General features: G+C 40.4%; 15 protein-coding genes. 10 read left to right on the plus strand and 5 right to left on the minus strand.

Going from position 1 to position 20,727, the window contains the following annotated elements; all coding sequences use genetic code 11:
• Window positions 1-154: 154 nt before the first annotated feature.
• From B3X18_RS09775 to B3X18_RS09795, 5 genes are all read right to left on the minus strand, one after another.
• Window positions 155-823 (minus strand): O-methyltransferase, encoded by a 669-nt coding sequence (locus tag B3X18_RS09775; protein ID WP_005026590.1) that lies wholly within the window; start codon window positions 821-823, stop codon window positions 155-157.
• A 146-nt stretch (window positions 824-969) separates the two neighbouring features.
• A complete protein-coding gene (locus tag B3X18_RS09780) occupies window positions 970-1,686 on the minus strand; it encodes a D-Ala-D-Ala carboxypeptidase family metallohydrolase (RefSeq protein WP_005026581.1) in 717 nt (238 codons plus the stop codon).
• A 130-nt stretch (window positions 1,687-1,816) separates the two neighbouring features.
• Window positions 1,817-2,140 (minus strand): ferredoxin FdxA, encoded by a 324-nt coding sequence (fdxA, locus tag B3X18_RS09785; protein ID WP_005019709.1) that lies wholly within the window; start codon window positions 2,138-2,140, stop codon window positions 1,817-1,819.
• A 663-nt stretch (window positions 2,141-2,803) separates the two neighbouring features.
• On the minus strand, window positions 2,804-5,455 hold the full coding sequence (gene mutS / locus B3X18_RS09790; protein WP_017401174.1) for a DNA mismatch repair protein MutS: 2,652 nt from the start codon (window positions 5,453-5,455) through the stop codon (window positions 2,804-2,806).
• Window positions 5,456-6,362: 907 nt separating this feature from the next.
• Entirely contained in the window at window positions 6,363-6,557 is a 195-nt protein-coding gene (locus B3X18_RS09795; RefSeq protein WP_005026579.1) for a heavy-metal-associated domain-containing protein, read from the minus strand.
• 151 nt (window positions 6,558-6,708) lie between these two features.
• Here B3X18_RS09795 and B3X18_RS09800 point away from each other — a divergent pair, with 151 nt between their 5' ends.
• The 10 genes from B3X18_RS09800 (at window position 6,709) to B3X18_RS09845 (ending at window position 20,699) form a co-directional block, all read left to right on the plus strand.
• Window positions 6,709-9,186 (plus strand): heavy metal translocating P-type ATPase, encoded by a 2,478-nt coding sequence (locus tag B3X18_RS09800; protein ID WP_005026577.1) that lies wholly within the window; start codon window positions 6,709-6,711, stop codon window positions 9,184-9,186.
• A gap of 63 nt (window positions 9,187-9,249) precedes the next feature.
• A complete protein-coding gene (gene cueR, locus B3X18_RS09805) occupies window positions 9,250-9,642 on the plus strand; it encodes a Cu(I)-responsive transcriptional regulator (RefSeq protein ID WP_034670677.1) in 393 nt (130 codons plus the stop codon).
• Between the two features lie 546 nt (window positions 9,643-10,188).
• On the plus strand, window positions 10,189-11,979 hold the full coding sequence (locus B3X18_RS09810; RefSeq protein ID WP_005026574.1) for an IucA/IucC family protein: 1,791 nt from the start codon (window positions 10,189-10,191) through the stop codon (window positions 11,977-11,979).
• Complete coding sequence (locus tag B3X18_RS09815) at window positions 11,972-13,378, plus strand: lysine N(6)-hydroxylase/L-ornithine N(5)-oxygenase family protein (protein ID WP_005026573.1); 1,407 nt, start codon at window positions 11,972-11,974, stop codon at window positions 13,376-13,378. Before B3X18_RS09810 ends, B3X18_RS09815 begins: the two co-directional genes overlap by 8 nt.
• Before the next feature lie 13 nt (window positions 13,379-13,391).
• Window positions 13,392-14,828: an MFS transporter gene (locus B3X18_RS09820; RefSeq protein ID WP_005026572.1), complete on the plus strand. Its 1,437-nt coding sequence runs from the start codon at window positions 13,392-13,394 to the stop codon at window positions 14,826-14,828.
• Between the two features lie 22 nt (window positions 14,829-14,850).
• Entirely contained in the window at window positions 14,851-16,692 is a 1,842-nt protein-coding gene (locus B3X18_RS09825; RefSeq protein ID WP_005026570.1) for an IucA/IucC family protein, read from the plus strand.
• Between the two features lie 11 nt (window positions 16,693-16,703).
• Window positions 16,704-18,629: an IucA/IucC family protein gene (locus B3X18_RS09830; RefSeq protein ID WP_005026568.1), complete on the plus strand. Its 1,926-nt coding sequence runs from the start codon at window positions 16,704-16,706 to the stop codon at window positions 18,627-18,629.
• 41 nt (window positions 18,630-18,670) lie between these two features.
• Window positions 18,671-19,435 carry a (2Fe-2S)-binding protein gene (locus B3X18_RS09835; RefSeq protein ID WP_005026566.1) on the plus strand — a complete coding sequence of 255 codons (765 nt, stop codon included), beginning with the start codon at window positions 18,671-18,673 and terminating at the stop codon, window positions 19,433-19,435.
• Between the two features lie 14 nt (window positions 19,436-19,449).
• Window positions 19,450-20,100 (plus strand): RraA family protein, encoded by a 651-nt coding sequence (locus tag B3X18_RS09840; protein ID WP_005026564.1) that lies wholly within the window; start codon window positions 19,450-19,452, stop codon window positions 20,098-20,100.
• Window positions 20,100-20,699 (plus strand): GNAT family N-acetyltransferase, encoded by a 600-nt coding sequence (locus B3X18_RS09845; RefSeq protein WP_005026562.1) that lies wholly within the window; start codon window positions 20,100-20,102, stop codon window positions 20,697-20,699. Before B3X18_RS09840 ends, B3X18_RS09845 begins: the two co-directional genes overlap by 1 nt.
• The last annotated feature ends 28 nt before the right edge of the window (window positions 20,700-20,727 follow it).

Raw genomic sequence — 20,727 nt, forward strand, 5'->3', positions numbered from 1 at the left:
AATATATTTAGAATAAGTTGTAAAGTTTTAAATAGTATTAAAAAAGTCCATATAGTTATCCGCAATTACTGTGGATAACTATATGGACAGTATATGTAAAATAATGAAATTTAAAAATATTTTTATAGTGATTGTTTTTTATGCTTTTGAGTTTTTATTTTACAATAGCTAATGCAAACCCATCGTGACCTTTACTTCCGACTGTTTGTAGAGCTGTAGAAGATAGAAGTCGAGGATGACCTTTTAAGGCCTCAAACAAATCGCGGATACCCTCAATACTTGGTTTTTTATTTTCAGGATTGATGATTTCACCGGCACGTATGACATTGTCCATGAAAATTAAAGTTCCTGAACGTGAAAGGTTCAAGCTTAATTCCAGGTATTCAGAATAACTCTGTTTGTCGGCATCGATAAAAATAAAATCAAAAGGTTCGGCATTCTGTTTAATTAATTCATTTAAAATATCAGCAGCACGTCCAACTTTTAAATCAATTTGAGCAGCCAGTCCGGAATGCTCGATATTTTCCTGTGCGACAGCAGCATGAGCTTCACGGCCTTCGATAGTAAGCACATAACCTTCATCACCCAGTGCTCTGGCTAACCAGACTGTACTATAAGCAGCAAAAGTACCCAGTTCCAGAATTCGCTTGCAATTGTTCATCTGGATCAACATTTGCAGAAGCATTCCCTGATTAGGGGCAACTGCCAGATGTTCAGGCAGACCTCGACGTGCTGTATTATCTACAGTTCGTCCTAAACATCGATCATCGGGAATTAAATGTGAATCAATAAATTGGTCAACCTCTGTCCACATCTGCTGCATAATTTGATCACCTGTATTTTCATTGAGGCAATTGTAAGCCTTTCTAGTCAGAGTTCAATTTACCCTAAAAAGATTCGCTGGTTTTTTCTACAATTTCTGATTGTAAAAAAGGAGGCATAAGCCTCCTGTATCTGACAGAAATTCAATTAGAAATGACACATTGAACTGTTACGGGTCAGATCTGGTCCCCAAGTACGGTAACCATGAGTATCAATGTGAATTTGTCCAGAGGCATACAGGCCAAGACCCATATTAAAGCTTTGCCCATGCTGAGACCAGAATTGGCATAATTTAAATTTGGTATTTTCAATGAAAGCATAATCTTCAGGTTGAGGAAACTCTGGCCCTATACGAAAATCTATAGCTGAATTGAACAAATGGCGTGAAGAATTGGCCCCACCAGCACATTGATTTAAAGGTAAATCCCGATAGACTGAAGTCACTTCAAAATCGGTCAGAATTTTAGACGCTACCAGGTATTTAAATATACGTATGGTTGCCAGCTGGTTATTCCATAATTCACGATTTGGGATGGCATATTGTGAGCGGCCACATTTTTGCCAGTCACGGGCAGTACGCATGAGTTCAAAGCTGGGGATAATATTGCCGACGTTATTGCGTTCCAGAAACTGTTCATACTCGCGCACACGTCTAAGATTATCGCCTGAAGCAAGCCAGGTTTGGTAAGAATTAGGAACAACTTTAGGTGGAATCGGACGTTCAATAATCACGCGTTCCTGTGGTATAAAAATACGTTTTCCTTGTGGATGGGCCATATTGCCTTGTTGCGGCGCAGTAACACAACCACTCATCACCAAAGGCATAATGCCAATTGCCATTATACCTTTCAATAAATGCTTCATCGAAAAATCAATTACTTATAAATTGGATATCTATTCTAATTCAAAAATGTCGGGAAAAATGGGAAAAATTGCAATCTAATGTTTAATTTGAGTATAAAAAAAGATCAGCTTATGCTGATCTTTTCTCATTTTATTTCTCAAGATACTGGAGCTTGTCCGGTTTGCCATTCCACTCTTCACGGTCTGCTGGCTGTTCACCAATTTGAGTAATGTTTGGCCATTTTTGTGAAAGGTCTGCATTAAGTTCGATAAACACTTCCTGACCTTCTGGAAGTTCATCCTCAGAGAAAATTGCATTAGCTGGGCATTCTGGTTCACACAGAGCACAGTCAATACATTCATCAGGATTAATAACCAGGAAATTCGGACCTTCATAGAAGCAGTCTACCGGGCAAACTTCTACACAGTCTTGATATTTACATTTAATACAGTTTTCAGTGACAACAAAGGTCATGGCGACAGCTACCTAAAAATACGGTTCTAATGAGTAATGCGCTATTTTAGGCAAAAATCTACTCTACTAACAATTCCTTTTATTGATATTTGTTATTTATATGCATGAAATACAATTAGAATATTGATATTTAAACAGTACTAAGCAAAACAGTTCTATATTTCTTGAAAAATTTCATAAAAATAGCAATTCAAAAACAAGAGCATAACTACCAATAAAGAGTACAGGAGTAAATTTCGTCTAAAAATGAACAGTAAGATCTATAAAAAATAATGCCTTATTTATACCAATATTTTTTAAGATTAATTCTTGGCCGAGTTACTTTATTGTAGCTTGAAAATCTATTACTGATTCCAAGCTCAGGATTGATTGTTGTAATAGAAGTTAAGATTTATGAGAGAAGTTTAAATTCCTGATCAATTATACTGTTTAAGTGGTCAACTCAAGGAGTGTAAAAAAATAATCTGGAAATAGAACCCAAGATTCTTGGTCTTATCTGCATAAAGATGTCTGCATTTATCTTATAACGAGATAAAGATAAATTTAATTTTATAAATTATAGACTTGAAAATAGATAAGCTGTACAGAATGCAGGTAGAAACAGCAATATATAAAAATCGCACTGAATAGTGCGATTTTTATATTCAGATTTGTGGCCTGTTTTTAGCCTTTACTCATCGTCTGCTCAAGCTGATCTTTGAGTTTATAGAGCTGAGCCAAAGCTTCCCGTGGAGAAAGACTATCGATATCAAGCTGTTCTAAAGACTCTAGTACAGGAGAAGTTTTTTCAACCTCAGTTATCGTCTCCGTGACAGGAGAAACTACGAGGGGAATTACATCAAACAGATCATTTTGTACCACTGTCTGTAAATGCTGTTGCTGCTGCTTTTCCAGAATTTTGAGGCGTTTTTGTGCTTCTTTAATTACACTGGCGGGGATACCCGCAAGTTTAGCTACTTGTAAACCGTGACTCTGGCTTGCTGGTCCAGGCTGTACCTTGTGTAGAAGAATCAGATTGCCATTCATTTCTTTGGCTGTTACATGATAGTTATCTATACCAGCTTCCTGGCCAAGCTCGGTTAACTCAAAATAGTGGGTAGCAAACAGACACAGGCATTTAATACGTTTGGTTAAGTCCAGTACACAGGCCCATGCTAAAGACAGTCCATCATAAGTGCTGGTTCCACGGCCAACTTCGTCCATAAGCACTAAAGACTGACTGGTAGCGTGATGCAGAATCTGAGAGGTTTCTGTCATCTCTACCATGAAAGTGGATTTACCCGATGACAAATCATCTGCTGAACCGATGCGAGTAAAAATCCGGTCAATTGGTCCGAGTCGTGCAGACTGTGCCGGTACGAAACTGCCGCAATATGCCAACAGGCTGATTAGCGCAGTTTGGCGCATGAAAGTTGATTTACCTCCCATATTCGGACCAGTAATAATCGCCATGCGATGATTAAAATCCAGAGAAGTATCATTTGGGGTATAAGGGGTTTTACTTAAACTTTCTACGACTGGATGACGTCCAGCTATAATCTTGATCCCAACTTCAGGTGAAAACTCCGGGCGGTTCCAGCTTTTTAAGCGGGCCTGATAGGCAAAGTTGGCCAGCAGGTCTATCTGGGCTATAGCACTGCTCATAACTTGCAGACTGGCAATATCCTGACGCAGTTCTTCAAGTATTAATTCAAACAGGAGTTTCTCACGTGCCAAAGCACGCGATTCGCTAGAAAGTACTTTATCTTCAAAGCTTTTAAGTTCTGGGGTGATGTAACGCTCAGCATTCTTTAGGGTCTGACGACGAATATAATGCTCGGGTGCCTGCTCTGCCTGTGCACGGGTAAGTTCAATGTAATAGCCGCTGACCCGGTTATAACCAATCTTAAGCGTAGAAATACCTGTCTGCTCACGTTCCTGAATTTCCAGGTCGATCAGAAACTGGCCGGCATGGTCACGAATTTTACGTAGCTCATCTAACTCATGATCAAACCCTTCGGCTATTACATTGCCGTCACGTAATAATACTGGCGGATTTTCAACAATTGCTGAACTTAGGCGTTCAGATAAGACCTTAAAATCACCGAGCTCCTGATAAAGCTGATGAAGCATTTTTGATTTTTTACTATCAATTACTGGCTGTAATGCATGACGTAAAAAAGGGATTTGGCTACATGCCTGACGCAACTGTACCAGATCACGGGGACGTGCAGTGCCTAAGGCAATACGGCTTAATACCCGTTCGATATCACTGATTTCTTTTAAAACCAACCTTACAGGAGCTTCATGATAGCCCTTAACCAGTTGCTCAATGGCATCAAGCCGGGCTTCTAAAATGACTGTATCACGTATGGGCTGCATTAAGGTGCGGCTGAGTAACCGTGAGCCCATTGCAGTCTGACACTCATTAATGAGATGAAATAATGACGTACCATGCTCAAACAACGGATCAATAATTTCCAGATTGCGCCGTGTAACCGGGTCAAGCGCAATAAAATCACTGCTCTGTTCCAGACGGATAGACCGAATATGCGGCAGAGCCGTTTTTTGTGTCTCTTTCGCATAGTGAATGAGGGCGGCGGCGGCGGCCTTCGCTAGAGGTAGATGATCAATACCAAAACCGGACAAAGTGGACACAGCAAACTGGTCGCATAACGTTTTTTGCGCATTATTTAAATTAAAATCAACATTTGGACGTTTAGTGACTGGACAATCAATCTGTTTCTTGATTTGCTCAATAATATTGGCATCGACGAGATCTTCATCGACCAGAATTTCGCTTGGCATTAAACGGGAAAGTTCAATTGCCAATTGTTCTGCTCTGTATTCCTGCTGTTGAACTTTAAAGATACCCGCGCTTAAATCCAGTAAGGCGATACCCACTTGGTTCTGCTGAAAATATAAGGCGACCAGATTAGAGCTTTGATAAGAACTTAACAGAGCATCATCAGTTAGTGTACCTGGTGTTAAAATACGTACAACCTTACGCTCTACAGGACCCTTGCCTGTAACTTCACCCACCTGTTCACAGATGGCGACTGTTTCGCCAGCTTTAACCAGACGCGCCAGATAGCCCTCTGCAGAATGATAAGGTACGCCCGCCATCGGTATAGGGTTGCCGTTAGCTTTACCGCGATGGGTTAAGGTAATTCCAAGAAGTTTGGTGGCCTTATGAGCATCATCAAAGAATAATTCATAAAAATCACCCATACGATAAAATAACAAGGCATGGTTATGTTGCATTTTGACTTTTAAGTACTGCTGCATCATAGGTGTATGGGTGGAGAGGTCAGCCATTATTTCTGTGCTATTCATGTATGTAAATCCTTAAATTTATAAAATAAATTTAGTTTTCTAGGAATTTTGGCTGTCTAACCAATTCGATGCGTACCTGACCTGAACGAAGAGAAAAGTATATCTTCTTCTATATTAAAATTGAGTCAACAGTATGTGAGAGTACGAAGGCACTCTACGGGTGTCATATTAACAAATCCATATAGATTCACAAAAAGGATTGCTCATATGAGTGCGTAAATTAACAACAAAAAGTATGCTCTGTCAGTTTGTATCATAAATAACATGAAATTGAGTGATACTAATAAAAAGTCTTGGTGAAGATGGGTGAAGAGTTATTTAAGGAAAGATGAGAGTTAAAATTTTGATTTAATGCTATAAAAATAATAATTTATATAACTTTGTAAATATATCTCTAGTCAAAGTGCGCATAGGCGTATAGTGAGTAAAGGGATTATATTTCCAAGGCGCTTACTGTTCCTAAATTAAATGATTGATGAGTAAAAATAAATGTTAAAAGCTAATAGTAAAATATTTGTCTTAAATGATGTAATTAAGTTTTATTTAATAAAAATAATTGAAGACTAGGTTATTTTTGATAAAAGAACAGGAAAGTTAAGGCAATAAAAAAGATTACAAGTTCTGAAAAGATGATAGGAAGCAAAAGGAACGTTATATCTTAATTCAACTAAAGAATTTGATCTGGATAAGCTGAAAAATCTTTTGATAAAATGAAGAGAGAATAAACACTGCGCAATATAAGTATTGATTGGAGTATAAATAAAAACAACAGGAAACAACCTGAGCGCTAAATTAACTTGATTGACGTGATACTGCTTTATCTATTGTTTAGTATAAAAAATATTTGTTTTTATTAGGCCTTATCGCCCTATTTTTCTAAAAATAAGGCGATAAGTGAGCAAATATTTTATTGAGATTTTGCTGGAAAACCATCTTCTGCTAAAGCATTTGTAATCTTGTCGATACTTTCGGTTGATTCTACACTGACGACCTTGGTCGCTAAATCAATATCAACTTTGGCACTAGGGTCTATTTCATGAATGGTTGCAGTCACACCACGGGCGCAGCCCCCACAAGTCATATTTTCAATCAATAATTTCATGGATTTTCTCCAAATAGAACATCACTTCAAGCAAAGTTTAAACCTTTCCATGATGGTAAGGTCAAGTGTATTCTTTTAAAAAATTTGCTTGACCTTACCATGATGTCAATCTGTATGCTGCACCTTAAAGATTGTCATGACAGAGGTTGTTATGGATTCAAAAAATATAAAACCCTCTCCCTATCGTGAAACATTATCCATCACCGGTATGACCTGTGCTTCCTGTGTTGGGCGTGTGGAAAAGGCATTGAAGAAAGTGGAGGGCGTTGAAAGTGCCCAGGTTAATCTGGCCACTGAAAAGGCCGTGGTTTCTTCTTCTGAGCCTTTAGACCTTATGGTATTGACTAAAGCCGTAGAGCGAGCTGGCTATGAAGTTAGTGCTACGCAGCCCATAGAACTTGAAATTGATGGGATGACTTGTGCCTCTTGTGTAGCAAGAGTAGAAAAAGCCTTAAAAAAGGTGATAGGTGTACAACAGGCCAATGTCAATCTTGCAACTGAACGGGCTTGGGTACAAGGCAATACTCAATTACAGATTAATGATCTGATTCAGGCTGTACAAAAGGCTGGCTACACTGCCAAGCTGGTTGAGCAAGATCAAAATGAACAACAGGGCAAAAAGGCCTCAGAACAGCAACAGCTTAAACGTGATTTAATTCTTTCCCTGATTTTAGCTCTGCCTGTTTTCATTTTGGAAATGGGTTCGCATATGATTCCAGCCTTTCACATGTGGGTAATGGAATATATTGGTCATCAACCGAACTGGCTGATTCAATTTGTTCTAACCACACTAGTACTCATATTTCCAGGCCGACGTTTTTACCAGAAAGGAATTCCGGCCCTGTTCCGTTTGGCACCAGACATGAATTCTCTAGTTGCTGTTGGAACGCTGGCTGCATATAGTTTCTCACTGGTTGCAACCTTTATTCCAGAAATACTGCCTCAAGGCACAGTGCATGTCTATTATGAGGCAGCAGCCGTGATTGTGAGCTTGATTTTATTAGGACGCTATTTAGAGGCAAAGGCTAAAGGACGTACTTCACAGGCTATTCAACATTTAATAGGAATGCAGGCTAAAACAGCGCGTATTTACCGTGATGGGCAGGTGATAGAAGTACCAGTTGCAGAGGTGACTACTGACACGATTGTTGAGATTCGTCCTGGCGAACGTGTGCCTGTTGATGGGGAAGTAGTGGAAGGCCGAAGCTATATTGATGAGTCCATGATTACAGGTGAGCCTGTTCCTGTAGAAAAACATTCGGGAGATCAGGTGGTAGGCGGGACAATCAACCAGAACGGAACATTAAATATTCGGGCAACTGCGATTGGCGAGTCGTCTGTATTGGCACAAATCATTCGTATGGTTGAGCAGGCTCAAGGCTCCAAACTCCCTATTCAGATGTTGGTTGATAAAGTCACGATGTGGTTTGTTCCAATGGTAATGCTGTTAGCTACGCTGACTTTTATTGTCTGGTTTATTTTCGGTCCAGAACCTGCCTTAACTTTTAGTTTGGTGAATGCAGTGGCAGTATTGATTATTGCCTGCCCTTGTGCAATGGGACTAGCGACCCCGACCTCAATTATGGTAGGTACAGGACGCGGTGCAGAAATGGGTGTGTTATTCCGTAAAGGTGAGGCTCTTCAGCTTGTACAGGAAGTTAAGGTTGTTGCATTAGATAAAACAGGTACACTGACTGAAGGTAAGCCACTATTGACCGATTTTCATGTTCAGCAAAGTTTTGAACATAAGAAAGTTCTACAGATTGTGGCCTCGGTTGAAGCAAAATCTGAACACCCGATTGCACTGGCAATTGTTCAGGCTGCAGAGCAGCAAAAAATCAATCTGTTGCCTGTAACAGCTTTTGATTCAGTTACAGGATCAGGCATTAAGGCAGAGGTTGAAGGACAGAGTGTCCAGATTGGTGCTGACCGTTACATGCAGCAGTTGGACCTTAATGTTACATCTTTTGAGCAGGAAGCAGCACGTTTGGGACAAGAGGGTAAAACCCCAATCTATGTGGCAATTAACCATAAATTAGCAGCCATTATTGCTGTTGCTGACCCCATCAAGGAAACCACATATGCTGCCATTAATGCCTTACACCAGTTGGGTTTGAAGGTAGCCATGATTACAGGTGATAATCGCCATACTGCTCAGGCGATTGCTGCGCGTTTACATATAGATCAGGTCGTGGCTGAAGTTCTGCCTGATGGAAAAGTTGAGGTAGTACGTCAGTTGCAACAGCAATATGGTCGGGTAGCATTTGTTGGAGACGGTATTAATGATGCGCCAGCCTTGGCCCAAGCTGATGTTGGCTTGGCAATAGGCACAGGTACCGATGTGGCGATTGAGGCAGCAGAAGTTATATTGATGTCAGGTAATTTACAGGGTGTACCCAATGCAATCGCATTAAGTAAGGCAACCATTAGTAACATTCGACAAAACCTGTTTTGGGCGTTTGTTTATAATATTGCCTTGATCCCTATTGCGGCGGGGGTATTGTATCCTGCATTTGGTATTTTACTGTCACCCATCTTTGCAGCGGGTGCCATGGCATTATCTTCTGTTTTTGTATTGGGTAATGCCTTACGCCTAAAATATTTCAATGCGCCGCAAGTGAGTACATAAACTATATTGATAAGGGTGGAAATCAAATTAAGGTTGAAACCCTGTTTAGGCCAGAGGTAATAAATGAATATTGGTCAAGCTTCGAAACAATCAGGCATTTCAACCAAAATGATCCGTTATTATGAACAGATTGGTCTGCTTGAGCCTGCTAAAAGATCGGATTCTGGCTATCGGATTTATTCAGAACGTGATCTAAAAACCTTGGTTTTTATAAAACATGCCAGAGATTTAGGCTTTTCCTCAGAGCAAATGAAAGTACTAGTTTCCTTATGGAAAAATACAGATCGTCAAAGTGCTGAGGTTAAGCAACTGGCTTTAAAACATATCGATGAATTAAAACAAAGAATCGCCAGATTTCAGGAAATGGTTAATCTTTTACAGACATCAGCAAATTATTGTACTGGCGATAATAGTGCAGATTGTGCAATTTTAAATCATATTGAAAAAGGGAAATAAAATAGCGAGGATGGTTATTCATGCTACAGGAAAATATACCTAAAGCTATATACAATACGAGAGACAGATGTTCTGATAATTTTTTGATTTTTTTTTAATTAATATATAAATTTATATTTATTCATTTGCGGTATAAGGTAATTTTCTAGAAAAACTATCATCTAAAAAATATAAAAACTTTGTAACTGATAGGGACAAATCTTCTGTATTGAGCTGACTATGACTTAAGGCTGCCGCTGTTTTCACGTCGATTTCAGCTACATACTCAACATCTAAATTAATATATTCGGATACTAAAGCAGCTAGTCATCCCAACCTAAATTATTTCACTATAACTCCTCAATAAGTTTATCTGTTCTTTTATCTATAGAGAAATTTTTATTTAAATATTTAATTTAATGAAGCTTTTTTTAAAGCTATGTATGCAATATTGATTACTAGTACCCTATTAAATGAAAATGTAAATAATAGTAATTATCATTTACAATTAATTTATATAAGTATATTTTACTCATCACACTATTTTTACTTAATAGAGTGATGAAGATGAGATCGTTCACGGATAAGATCGCTTTACAACATTTAGTCAATGCATATCTACAAGAAACAGGTAATGGTCGTTTTATTCCTAGCGCAGAACAATCGCAACAGTTACAAAATCAGAGTCAGGGAAATACCGTATTGTGTATTCCTTTGCAAACAGTTTCCGGGTTTTTATATGCGCCACTTGCCTATGTGAGCAAAGTAGGCAGACATCGTTTCGCTGCTTTACCGTGGGTAGAACAAGGCGGGAAAATACTGAAGCTGAGCCCGGTCAATTTGGCAGCAAACTTGTTGGAAAATTTAATTTTTCAAAAAAATGATGAAGCATTAGATTCCTCATCTTTGCTTGAATGCTGGATTCAAAGCCGCGGGGCTCTGCAACAATTTCTGAGTTACCGTGAAGAGCAGATCGATGCCGTAATTAAGGTCCAGCAAAACTTTATTCAAAGTGAGCAAGCTCTGGTTCTCGGGCATAGTATGCATCCCTCACCAAAGAGCCGTCAGGGTTTTGTTCAAAATGACTGGCAGCTTTATTCTCCAGAAACCCAAAGTACTTTTAAGATGCATTTCCTGTATATCCATCCAGATCAGGTAGTACATGACAATGCACATAAAACTGATATTTCTAACCAATTAAAACAGGACCTTGCACCATTTTTTAATGCCTATCATCAAGCCAAAATGGATGAGTATCCTGATTATGTGTTATTACCATTACATCCATGGCAAGCCCGCTACTTAAAAGATAAAGACTGGTATCAACAGCTTTTACATCAAGGCAGACTGGTTGATTTTGGTGCCTTGGGTTGGGAGATGAAAGCGACCACCTCGGTACGTACTTTATATAGCGAACAGGCGCCCTGGATGTTTAAAACATCTCTGACAGTCGCCGTAACCAACTCTATTCGTATCAATCTTTATAAAGAATGTCATCGTGGTTTGCTGAGCTACAAATTGTGGAATGATGAGTGTCTTTCCGGTTTCAGGCAGCGTCATCCACATTTAAAAACTATCAGTGATCCGGCCTGGATGGCTTTAAAAGTTAACGGCCAGGTTTTAGATGAAACCATTTGTATTTTGCGCGAAAACCCATTCCAGGAAAATGCTAATGTGACCTGTATTGCTTCACTCTGCCAAGACCATCCTTTTGAAGCTAGAAACCGTTTTAGCGAAATCTTTGCGAATCTTTCCCGAAAAACTGGTCAAAGCCAAGCCAATATTGCTTTGCAGTGGTTTGAGCGTTTTCTGGAAATCACGATTTTGCCACTAATGGAGTTGTATCATGAATTTGGTATGGCATTTGAGGCCCATCAGCAAAATACTTTAATTGAGCTTGAAGAGGGTATGCCTAAAAATGTCTGGTTTAGAGACAATCAGGGATTCTATTATATCAAGGAACTGGCCAGCGAAATTTTAGAACGTTTCCCGACACTGGCAACAGATGGCCAAGCAGTCTGTCCAATAGCTTTAGTGGATGAGCGTTTCCGTTATTACTTTATTGGTAATACTTTATTCGGTCTGATCAATGCCATTGGTATAACAGGAGTAGTTGAAGAGCAAAAACTGATTGAAATGCTGCAATCCTGTCTGATGCAGGCCTACCAGAAATATCCGGAAAGTAATTTATTAAAAACTGTTTTATATCAAGAAACCTTCCCCTATAAAGGTAATTTGATGACGCGTTTGTATGAGTTAGATGAATTACAAGCCCATATTTCTCAGCAATCCATTTACATCAACCTTAAAAACCCGCTGTATGTTGTACAGACTGTAGTGGAGGCTGAATATGCTTGATTTTATCGGGATCGGCTTAGGACCCTTCAATTTAAGTCTGGCAGCCTTGCTTCATCAGCAGAGCTCACTCAAATACCAATTTTTCGAGAAACGTCAGGATTTTGACTGGCATGCTGGCATACAGCTACCTAATGCCATGATGCAAGTACCTTTTATGGCGGATCTGGTTAGTCTGGTCGAGCCGACCAGCCCGTATAGCTTTTTAAATTATTTAAAAGCCCATCAACGTCTATATAAGTTCTATTTTCGGGAAAATTTATATATTCCACGCCAAGAATACAATCATTATTGTCAGTGGGTCGTTCAACAATTAGAGCATTTGCAGTTTGGTAGCCGAGTAACCGACATCGCGCCAATTTTAGGTGGTTTTCAGGTTATTACCGAACAAAAAGGCCGGCTATCTGTGCATCAAACTCGAAAACTGGTGTTGGGAACAGGGACAACACCCAAGTTACCCCAGCCATTACAGCGGATAGCCGAGCAACATCCACACTGTCTGCACTCCTCGAATTATCTACATCAGGGTGATCAGCAGTTATCGGGCAATGTGGTGCTCATTGGTTCGGGTCAATCAGCTGCTGAAATCTTTATTGACTTATTTGACAGGCAGATTAACCCTGAAACCGGGCAAGCAAAATTTCATTTATATTGGCTCACCCGTTCAGCAGGCTTTTTTCCCATGGAAAATACGCCGCTCGGTCTGGAAAGTTTTAGTCCAGATTATATGTCTTATTTTTATCATTTATCCCAAGACTTAAAAACGACATTACCTGCAACTCAGGCCAACCTGTACAAGGGTATTAGTGCCAAAACTATCCGGGACATTTATGAACGGCTTTATCAGCGCAGTATTGGAGCAGTAGATACACATGTCACTCTGGCAGGTCATTATCATCTTGAAAATGCCCAGCTGGTTCATGGAAAAAATATTCAGCTTAAATTTTTACAGATACAGAAACAGCAGAATTTAAATATACAAGCCAGTACGGTTATTGCTGCAACGGGCTATCAATATCCATCTTTAGACTTTTTAAATAAGCTTGGCTCTAAGATTGGTTTAAATCCACAGCATCAATGGGAAATTAATGAAAACCATCAACTCAATTATCAGGGTGATGGGGAAATTTATGTTCAGAACACGGACTTGCAGCATCATGGTGTCGGGACGCCTGACTTGGGTTTAGGAGCTTTTCGTTCTGCAAAAATAGCTAATCAAATTTTAGGTAAAACTTATTTTGAAATTGAAGGCCGACAAAGTTTTCAGGATTTTCAGATTAAGGAAACTGAAGCTTCGTTTGCTATGCCTGCTATAGCCAAAAGTAATTTTCGGACAGATGTGATTTCATCACCGATTTCAAAAAAAGTAGCAGATTTATTTCCTCAATATTCAATGAAATAAATGGGGAATTGTCATGGCTGAAATATCAAATTCAGATTCCCGTTCTGTTTCGGATCCTGACCTGTCCCAACGCTGGGTCATGCTGTCTGTTATGTTGGGAACAGGAACGGTGAGTCTCAATAATAGTAGCTTTAACCCGGCAATTCCCCAGTTGATGCAGGATTTTCAGATTGCAGAAGTAGCAGTAAGCTGGGTGGTGGTAGTTTTTCTTTTAACCATGAGCCTCAGCCTGCTGTTAACTGGTTTTTTAAGCCAGCGCTTTGGTCAGCGCCAAGTCTACTTATCTGCATTAAGTATTTTTATGTTGAGTTCAGTCTGCGGTGTATTTGCCTCTGGCTTTGAAACAGTATTGGCTGTACGGGCCTTACAGGGTTTTGCAAGTGGATTGATGATTCCATTGTCGCTGGGCATTATTTTTTCAGTGACACCGAAACAGCAACGTGGTAGTGCAACGGGACTATGGGGCGCAATGATCATGCTGACTCTGGCCTGTGGCCCGATGTTGGGTGCACTGCTTCTGGTCTGGTTCAGTTGGCAAGTACTTTTTCTGCTAAATGTTCCCTTGGCTATAGCAGCATTGGCCATCGGATGGTTATATTTGCCCAAGCAGTCACTTATTCGCAATTTGAAATTTGACTGGTTCGGTTTTAGCTTGCTGGCGGTTTCAATCATTTCGTTACTGTTGGGGCTAAGCACAATTAAGCAATGGGCAGATTTTTCCCAGTCTTTATTCTGGTGGCTCTTCGGTTTAAGTGGATTAAGCGGGTTTGGTTTTATTTGGTTCAGCCGAAAAAGAACCAGCACGATTATTGCTTGGCCCTTATTTCAAAGCCGTGAGTTTAATTACAGTCTGATCATTTCGATTGTACATACTGTTGGCTTGTTTATGAGCCTGCTACTGATTCCATTACTGGTCCAGAATACACTTCAGCTAAGTCCAATCTGGACAGGCCTATTGCTGATGAGTAGTGCCTTAGCCACCAGTCTATGCAGCAGACACGCAGGTAAATATCTAGATCAGCACGGTGCAAAACGGCTGATCAGTTTTGGCCTGTTGCTAACTGCAATCGCCTTTATAGGGCTGGGCCTGGCTGCCGGTCTATCTATTAGTTTGCTCATCTTTTGCATGATCATTCATGGTCTGGGTTTTGGCTTGTCATATATGCCTGCGACCACCGCAGGGCTTAATCATCTACATAATCCAGAGCTGGTCACGCAAGGGGCTGCTGTCAATAATCTGTTTCGGCGCCTCTGTTCGGCTGTCGCCGTGGTGATGGCTGCACTTTATTTACAAATTCGTACACAGCATTTGTTATTGAACCATGAACTGCCTATTGCACAACTGTATGCAATTCGCGAACTGTTTTTCTTCTGTGCCGGCATGATGCTATTAGGCTTGCCCTATGCATGGAAATTTCCACATTCAAAACAGTCCACACTTCATGTTTAAAATTAATAATCAAGGAAAAATTATGGGTCACTTAGCTACAGCATTCGCACAAAATAACCATTCCACTTTTACACCTACCTTGGCTTGGCAACAACCCGATCAGGCTGCTATTAAAAAGGTAGAGCAACGAGTTATTAAACAGTTATTTCAGGCACTGATTTATGAAGAGGTAATTGCAGCCACAATAGAAAATGAATGTTTTATCATTAGTGCTCAGGATCGAAACCAGCAGGCGGTAGAGTATATTGCCTCGGGTAAACACTATTTGAGTTTTGGTTTGGTGCGTATGGATGATCAGGATGTCATGCGCCAAGACCATACCGGGCAAAGAACGGTTGCACAATTAAATCAGGTGATTGATGAAATTGTTCGGGCTATTCCAAATGGGGCAAAACTAGAAGATTTTATTCATGAATTAAAACGGACTTTTATTCATGATGTGCAATCGCAGCAGTATCAAAATGCGTTTTCGCTTCCTGCTGTCCAGCACAGCTATGACGTTCTTGAAACCTATTTGATGGCGGGGCATCCCTATCACCCGTGTTATAAGTCCCGGGTTGGCTTCAGCCTGCAAGATAACTTGAAATATGGCGTAGAGTATGCACAACCGGTCCATCTGGTCTGGCTGGCTGTACATTCTTCTTTATGTTCAGAGAATGTCTCTCACTCAATTGATGCAGATCAGTTTTTACATGAACAGCTGACTAAAGGAGAGACAGAAATATTTAATCAGGTTTTGGTAAGGCAGGGCTTGGATGCTACTGAATATACTTGGCTGCCTGTACATCCCTGGCAGTGGGAAAATACCCTGGCCCATACATTTTTTGAAGAAATAACCGCACAAAAAATGGTGTATTTAGGCCGTGGTACTGATGCCTATATTGCGCAGCAATCATTAAGAACCTTAACCAACTTACAGCATCCAGAAAAGCCTTATATCAAACTTTCGATGAGTTTAACCAATACTTCAAGCTCACGAATTCTGGCTTCGCATGCCGCTATGAATGGCCCGTTAATTACCGACTGGTTGCAAGGCCTGATCGAAAAGAGCGAGATTGCCCATTCTTTAGATTTTGCAATTTTAAGAGAAGTACATGCGACTGCTGTTGACTTTACCAAGCTTCCCACATCTCATGCCAGACAGGCTTATGGCACGATTGGAAGTCTGTGGCGTGAAAGCGTTCACCACTATTTGAAGCCGGGGGAAGATGCCATTCCGCTGAACGGCATCAGTCATGTCCAGAACGATGGCCAACTTCTGATTCAGCCCTGGTTAGATGCACATGGAACTGAAGCCTGGCTGACCCAATTCCTCTCCGTGGTGATCCAGCCTATTCTGTTTTTATTGCATGCTGAAGGAATCGGCTCTGAGTCACATGGACAAAACATCATTCTGCTACATCAGAATGGCTGGCCAACCCGCATTATTTTAAAAGATTTTCATGACGGTGTTCGTTTTCATCCGGACCAACTCACCCATCCAGATGAGTGTCCTAAATTACATGCCTTGCCGGCAGAGCATGCCAAAGCCAATCGCATGTCCTTTATTTTGACCGATGATTTAAATGCAGTTCGGGATTTTAGTTGTGCCTGTCTATTTTTTGTCGCTTTAAGTGATATTGCGATCACCCTGCAACAGCAAATTGGGTTAGCTGAACAGCAATTCTGGCAAAAGGCGGCCGATATTATTCATCACTTCCAGAAAAAATACCCGCAGCATCAAAGTAGATATGAAAAATTTGATGTATTTGCAGCGCAGTTTTGCATTGAATCTTTAACCAAAAGACGGCTGTTTGGTGATAGCAAAGTACAGCTACGTCTGGTGAATAATCCACTACATGCATTTCGTCAACTATCAGTTTAAGAGTGTATCAGATGAATACGATGTTGTTTTCACCTACTGTTAGCACACAAATGGTTCTGGTCGATCTGGTAAACAGTTTTTTGGTAGAAGGCTATATTTCCGAGCAGGCTATTTTCACCCGGCAGCAGGCTAAAACCCGATTAAAAGCCCGTTTTGGCCAGTGTTTTGATTCATTATTTGAAGGGTATACAGATCAGAGCTATTTTGCTGTTCTGTTCAACTCACATGTAGCCGAATTTATTCTGTTGCCCGTACGTAAAGCCATTAAACAGGACTGGCAAATTCAGCCCTTGGCGTGCTGTTTTCGGGTAGAGGTTCTGACAGATCAAGGCTTTCAAACTTGTCTATGCAATGCTTTGGACTTATTTAATGCTATGCGGCGTTTGGAGTATTTTTCAGGCTGTGAGGAATCAAAGCTAGCAAACTTAAGCGCCGAACTGGAATTAACCTTGCTACAAACCCAGCTCAGTAACCATCATCAGATATGTTCTGAAACATGGTTATCAGATCAACCTGCTGAATTATTTATTCAGCTAGAACAGTATGCTGCACTTCGAGACCGTCCTTATCATCCACTGGCCAAGCTCAAAGAGGGTTTTTCCAATGATGAGTACCGGCAATTTAGCCCAGAATTTTCACAGCCCATCCGTTTGAACTGGGTAGCAATTAAAAAAGAAAAGCTGGTCTTTGGACAGGACGTGACCCAGCTTAAAATTCATCAACCCTCCAAAATTTTCTTGAGCAGTGAAGAAAATTTACAGTTACAGCAGGAGCTAAATCAGAAGGGGGTGAGTGATGATTATCTGGTTTTACCTATGCATGCCTGGCAGTTTGAGCATGTACTGGCAGATCAGTTTAAGCCAGAACTTGACGAGCAGGTGATTGTGCCCTTGCAATTTCAGTCTGCTGACCTGTATGCCAGTTCTTCGCTAAGAAGTTTGCTTTCTGAGACCAAACCACAAGATAGTTTGAAGCTTCCATTAGCAGTAAAATCTTTAGGCTCGCTACGGTTTTTACCGATTGTCAAAATGATTAATGGACAAAAAAACCAGAAAATTTTGCAGGTTGCCAAACAAAAAGATGATGTACTGAAAAAACGCTTGTGGTTGTGTGATGAGAACCAGTGGTGGGCGTATTTACCTCATCAACCTGAAAATCTAACACCAGATAATCTTATTTTATTTGAAGAGCGGCCGATGCATCTGGCAGCTCAGCGGCGCCGTATTCCTTCCGAATTATTGCAGCATCCCTACCAGCTTATTCCAATGGCCAGTTTAGGGCATTGCATTGAAGGAGAAATCTATCCGTTTGAGCTGATTCTCAAGGCTCAACAGCTTGAGTCGAACCAGACTAATGTCATTGATGCATTTAAAACCTTGTGCAAAGATTTTTTTGAGGTGAATTTACGTTTATTCCGCTTAGGCCTCATGGGAGAAATTCATGGCCAAAATATCTGCATAGTCCTTAATCAAGGGCAGTTCTCAGGCTTTATGCTGCGTGACCATGATTCGGTGCGGATCTATTTACCTTGGTTGCTAGAACACGGCCTGGAAGATCCATGCTATTTAAGCCCGCATGATTTTAGAATTACGCTTTATCATGATGCTGTCGAAGACTTGATCCTGTATTTACAGACCTTGGGCATACAGGTCAATCTGGCCAGTATTTTAGAAGCAGTTGCTGAATATTATCATATTGATGAACTTAAACTGTGGCGCGTATTAGCTCAACAATTACAGCAGGCTTTGAATCATACCCCATTGTGTGCAGAGGCGAGGGCTGAGTTACAGAACCTTCTATTCGAAAAAGCACAGTGGCCGTATAAACAGCTCATTCGTCCATTGCTGGAGCAGCAGAATCGAGTAGGGAGCATGCCCAGCAGCATCGGCGAAACCTGTAATATTTTAAAAAAAGTTTCGCACTTTTCATTACAGTGAATAAAACGGGTCTCTAAAACGTGCGTTCCCATATCTCTGTCATGAATATTGATTTTGCACTGGAATTTGAACAGCCAGGTTTAGCACAGGCCAGAAAGATATTGGCTGAAAAACTTAACATCCACATAAATTTACATGAGCACAATGAATTGAGCTTTGCAGATTTATTAGAGCCCCGGCATTGTGCAATGGTATTGGGTGAATTTCAGTCCCGTATTCAGGCCTTAAACCTGACCTGTTCAGGTTCAATGTTCATAAAATATTGGGCTGTTCCGCTGCTATTTCCTTATCTATATGCCCTGCTCACTGAACAGCTAAATTTATCTTGGCAGCTGTCAGCACTTTCAGTGCAAATGGCACCGACGTGGTCTTGGGACCAGCATTTGAATTTTAAGGCTTCAAGTTTATCTCTAACGGCTCTAAGTACTCAAAATTCTGGTTATGAAGCATTTATGTTGAAGATTTTTCATGACCTCAATCAGATTTTTCAGGTGATCGGTCAGGTAGCAAAAGTACAACGGTTTCTGCTTTGGGAAAATACCGCTCTGCGTATTTTACAGTTCTATGACCTGATGCAGCGCAAAAATCCCGATGACATTTACAAGAGCGACATGCAACGTCAGTTTCTACTCGATCTGGAGGCTGAACGGTTTGGTTTAAAACACAATCCGTTTTTACTCTTGCAACACAGCAGTCAATCCAGTCTCGAAAATTATCAGCGTAAAAAATGCTGCTTTTATTTTCAACTTCCTGAAGCTGAAAATGAATACTGCGGCAGTTGCCCATTAGCAAATAAACACCCATAAAGTGATCAACCTTCATGTTAGAACTATCCGATAATTTATTAAAATCTTATTCCGCTATTTCCAGTTCAACGATCGGCCATATTTTAGATACCGGCTATTTACCTGGTATTCATGCTGTAAATTCAATTCAGCAGATAGCAGGTAGGGTCAGAACAGTCACCTTAAACTCTGTTAACGCTATGCAGATTCGTGAGGCTCTCTTAGCCAGTAAAGCGGGTGATGTCTTGGTGATCGATGCGCGCAACATCGGTAATCGCGCCTGTTGGGGCGAACAGCGTCATCGAGCTGCCATTTACCATCAACTGGCTGCAATTGTGGTGTTGGGTGCAGTTACCGATATCAGCGCCTTACGTACCATGAAAGTTCCGGTTTTTGCCCAGGCGGTCAGTTGTTTAACTACCAGAGCCGAAGGGGAAAGCCTGGTCGATTTTGATCAGGCCATTTATTATTTTGATGCTGTTATCTCCACTGGTGACCTTATAGTTGGAGATGCTGATGGTGTGTTTATTTTAAAGCCTGACATGGCAGAAAGATATGTGGCCCAATTTCAAAATATAGAGTTACTCGAACAGCAAAAACGTGATCAATTTTTTAAACAACATCCTCCTGAAGATTATTATCACCAGCTAAACCACAGAAATAATTCAGAAAGAGACATAATCTAATGAAGACCTTATCCTCCTGCTTACCAAACCACTTTAATTATCAGGAAAAAGGTATCAGCTATGCACTGCGGGCCTTAAGCTTACCGGATGATTTTCCACTCCTGTATAAATGGATGCATGAACTACATGTTATTCCACAATGGCAACTCAATAAGCCAGAATCGGAACTGGCAGCATATTTTGAAAAAATGCAGGTAGATGACCATCAGCGGCTCTACATTATTCAGATCGAAGGGGAGGACATTGGCTATCTGGAGATTTATGAAGCCAAGCGAGACAGATTATCATTGTATTACTCTGCATTAGATCACGATTTAGGTTGGCATATTCTATTAGGTGAAAAAAAAGTGGTCGGAAAAGGGCATTTTAGAGCCGTTATGCGTCTGATAATTTATTTCATTTTTGAAAATTCGCCTGCAGAAAAAATTGTTGGCGAACCTGATGAGCGTGTCAGATCTTATGAATACATTGCACAAGATATTGCTTTTAAAGCGCAGAAAAAAATCAGGATGCCAGAGAAAAATGCCATTCTATACTATTGTTTCAGAGAAGAATTTTATGAAAAATGTGGGGAATATAAATCTTTTTTAAATAAATAATTGTTAACTGGGCTTATCAATTTATTTT

The organism is Acinetobacter sp. UBA6571, from assembly GCF_002434085.1.
GTDB classification, from domain to species: Bacteria; Pseudomonadota; Gammaproteobacteria; order Pseudomonadales; family Moraxellaceae; genus Acinetobacter; species Acinetobacter radioresistens.

Bases quoted from the DNA above. Each gene is read 5' to 3' on its own strand.
- B3X18_RS09775 (WP_005026590.1), bottom strand. From the start codon at position 823: ATGCAGCAGATGTGGACAGAGGTTGACCAATTTATTGATTCACATTTA.
- B3X18_RS09780 (WP_005026581.1), bottom strand. From the start codon at position 1,686: ATGAAGCATTTATTGAAAGGTATAATGGCAATTGGCATTATGCCTTTG.
- fdxA (WP_005019709.1), bottom strand. From the start codon at position 2,140: ATGACCTTTGTTGTCACTGAAAACTGTATTAAATGTAAATATCAAGAC.
- mutS (WP_017401174.1), bottom strand. From the start codon at position 5,455: ATGAATAGCACAGAAATAATGGCTGACCTCTCCACCCATACACCTATG.
- B3X18_RS09795 (WP_005026579.1), bottom strand. From the start codon at position 6,557: ATGAAATTATTGATTGAAAATATGACTTGTGGGGGCTGCGCCCGTGGT.
- B3X18_RS09800 (WP_005026577.1), top strand. From the start codon at position 6,709: ATGGATTCAAAAAATATAAAACCCTCTCCCTATCGTGAAACATTATCC.
- cueR (WP_034670677.1), top strand. From the start codon at position 9,250: ATGAATATTGGTCAAGCTTCGAAACAATCAGGCATTTCAACCAAAATG.
- B3X18_RS09810 (WP_005026574.1), top strand. From the start codon at position 10,189: ATGAGATCGTTCACGGATAAGATCGCTTTACAACATTTAGTCAATGCA.
- B3X18_RS09815 (WP_005026573.1), top strand. From the start codon at position 11,972: ATGCTTGATTTTATCGGGATCGGCTTAGGACCCTTCAATTTAAGTCTG.
- B3X18_RS09820 (WP_005026572.1), top strand. From the start codon at position 13,392: ATGGCTGAAATATCAAATTCAGATTCCCGTTCTGTTTCGGATCCTGAC.
- B3X18_RS09825 (WP_005026570.1), top strand. From the start codon at position 14,851: ATGGGTCACTTAGCTACAGCATTCGCACAAAATAACCATTCCACTTTT.
- B3X18_RS09830 (WP_005026568.1), top strand. From the start codon at position 16,704: ATGAATACGATGTTGTTTTCACCTACTGTTAGCACACAAATGGTTCTG.
- B3X18_RS09835 (WP_005026566.1), top strand. From the start codon at position 18,671: ATGAATATTGATTTTGCACTGGAATTTGAACAGCCAGGTTTAGCACAG.
- B3X18_RS09840 (WP_005026564.1), top strand. From the start codon at position 19,450: ATGTTAGAACTATCCGATAATTTATTAAAATCTTATTCCGCTATTTCC.
- B3X18_RS09845 (WP_005026562.1), top strand. From the start codon at position 20,100: ATGAAGACCTTATCCTCCTGCTTACCAAACCACTTTAATTATCAGGAA.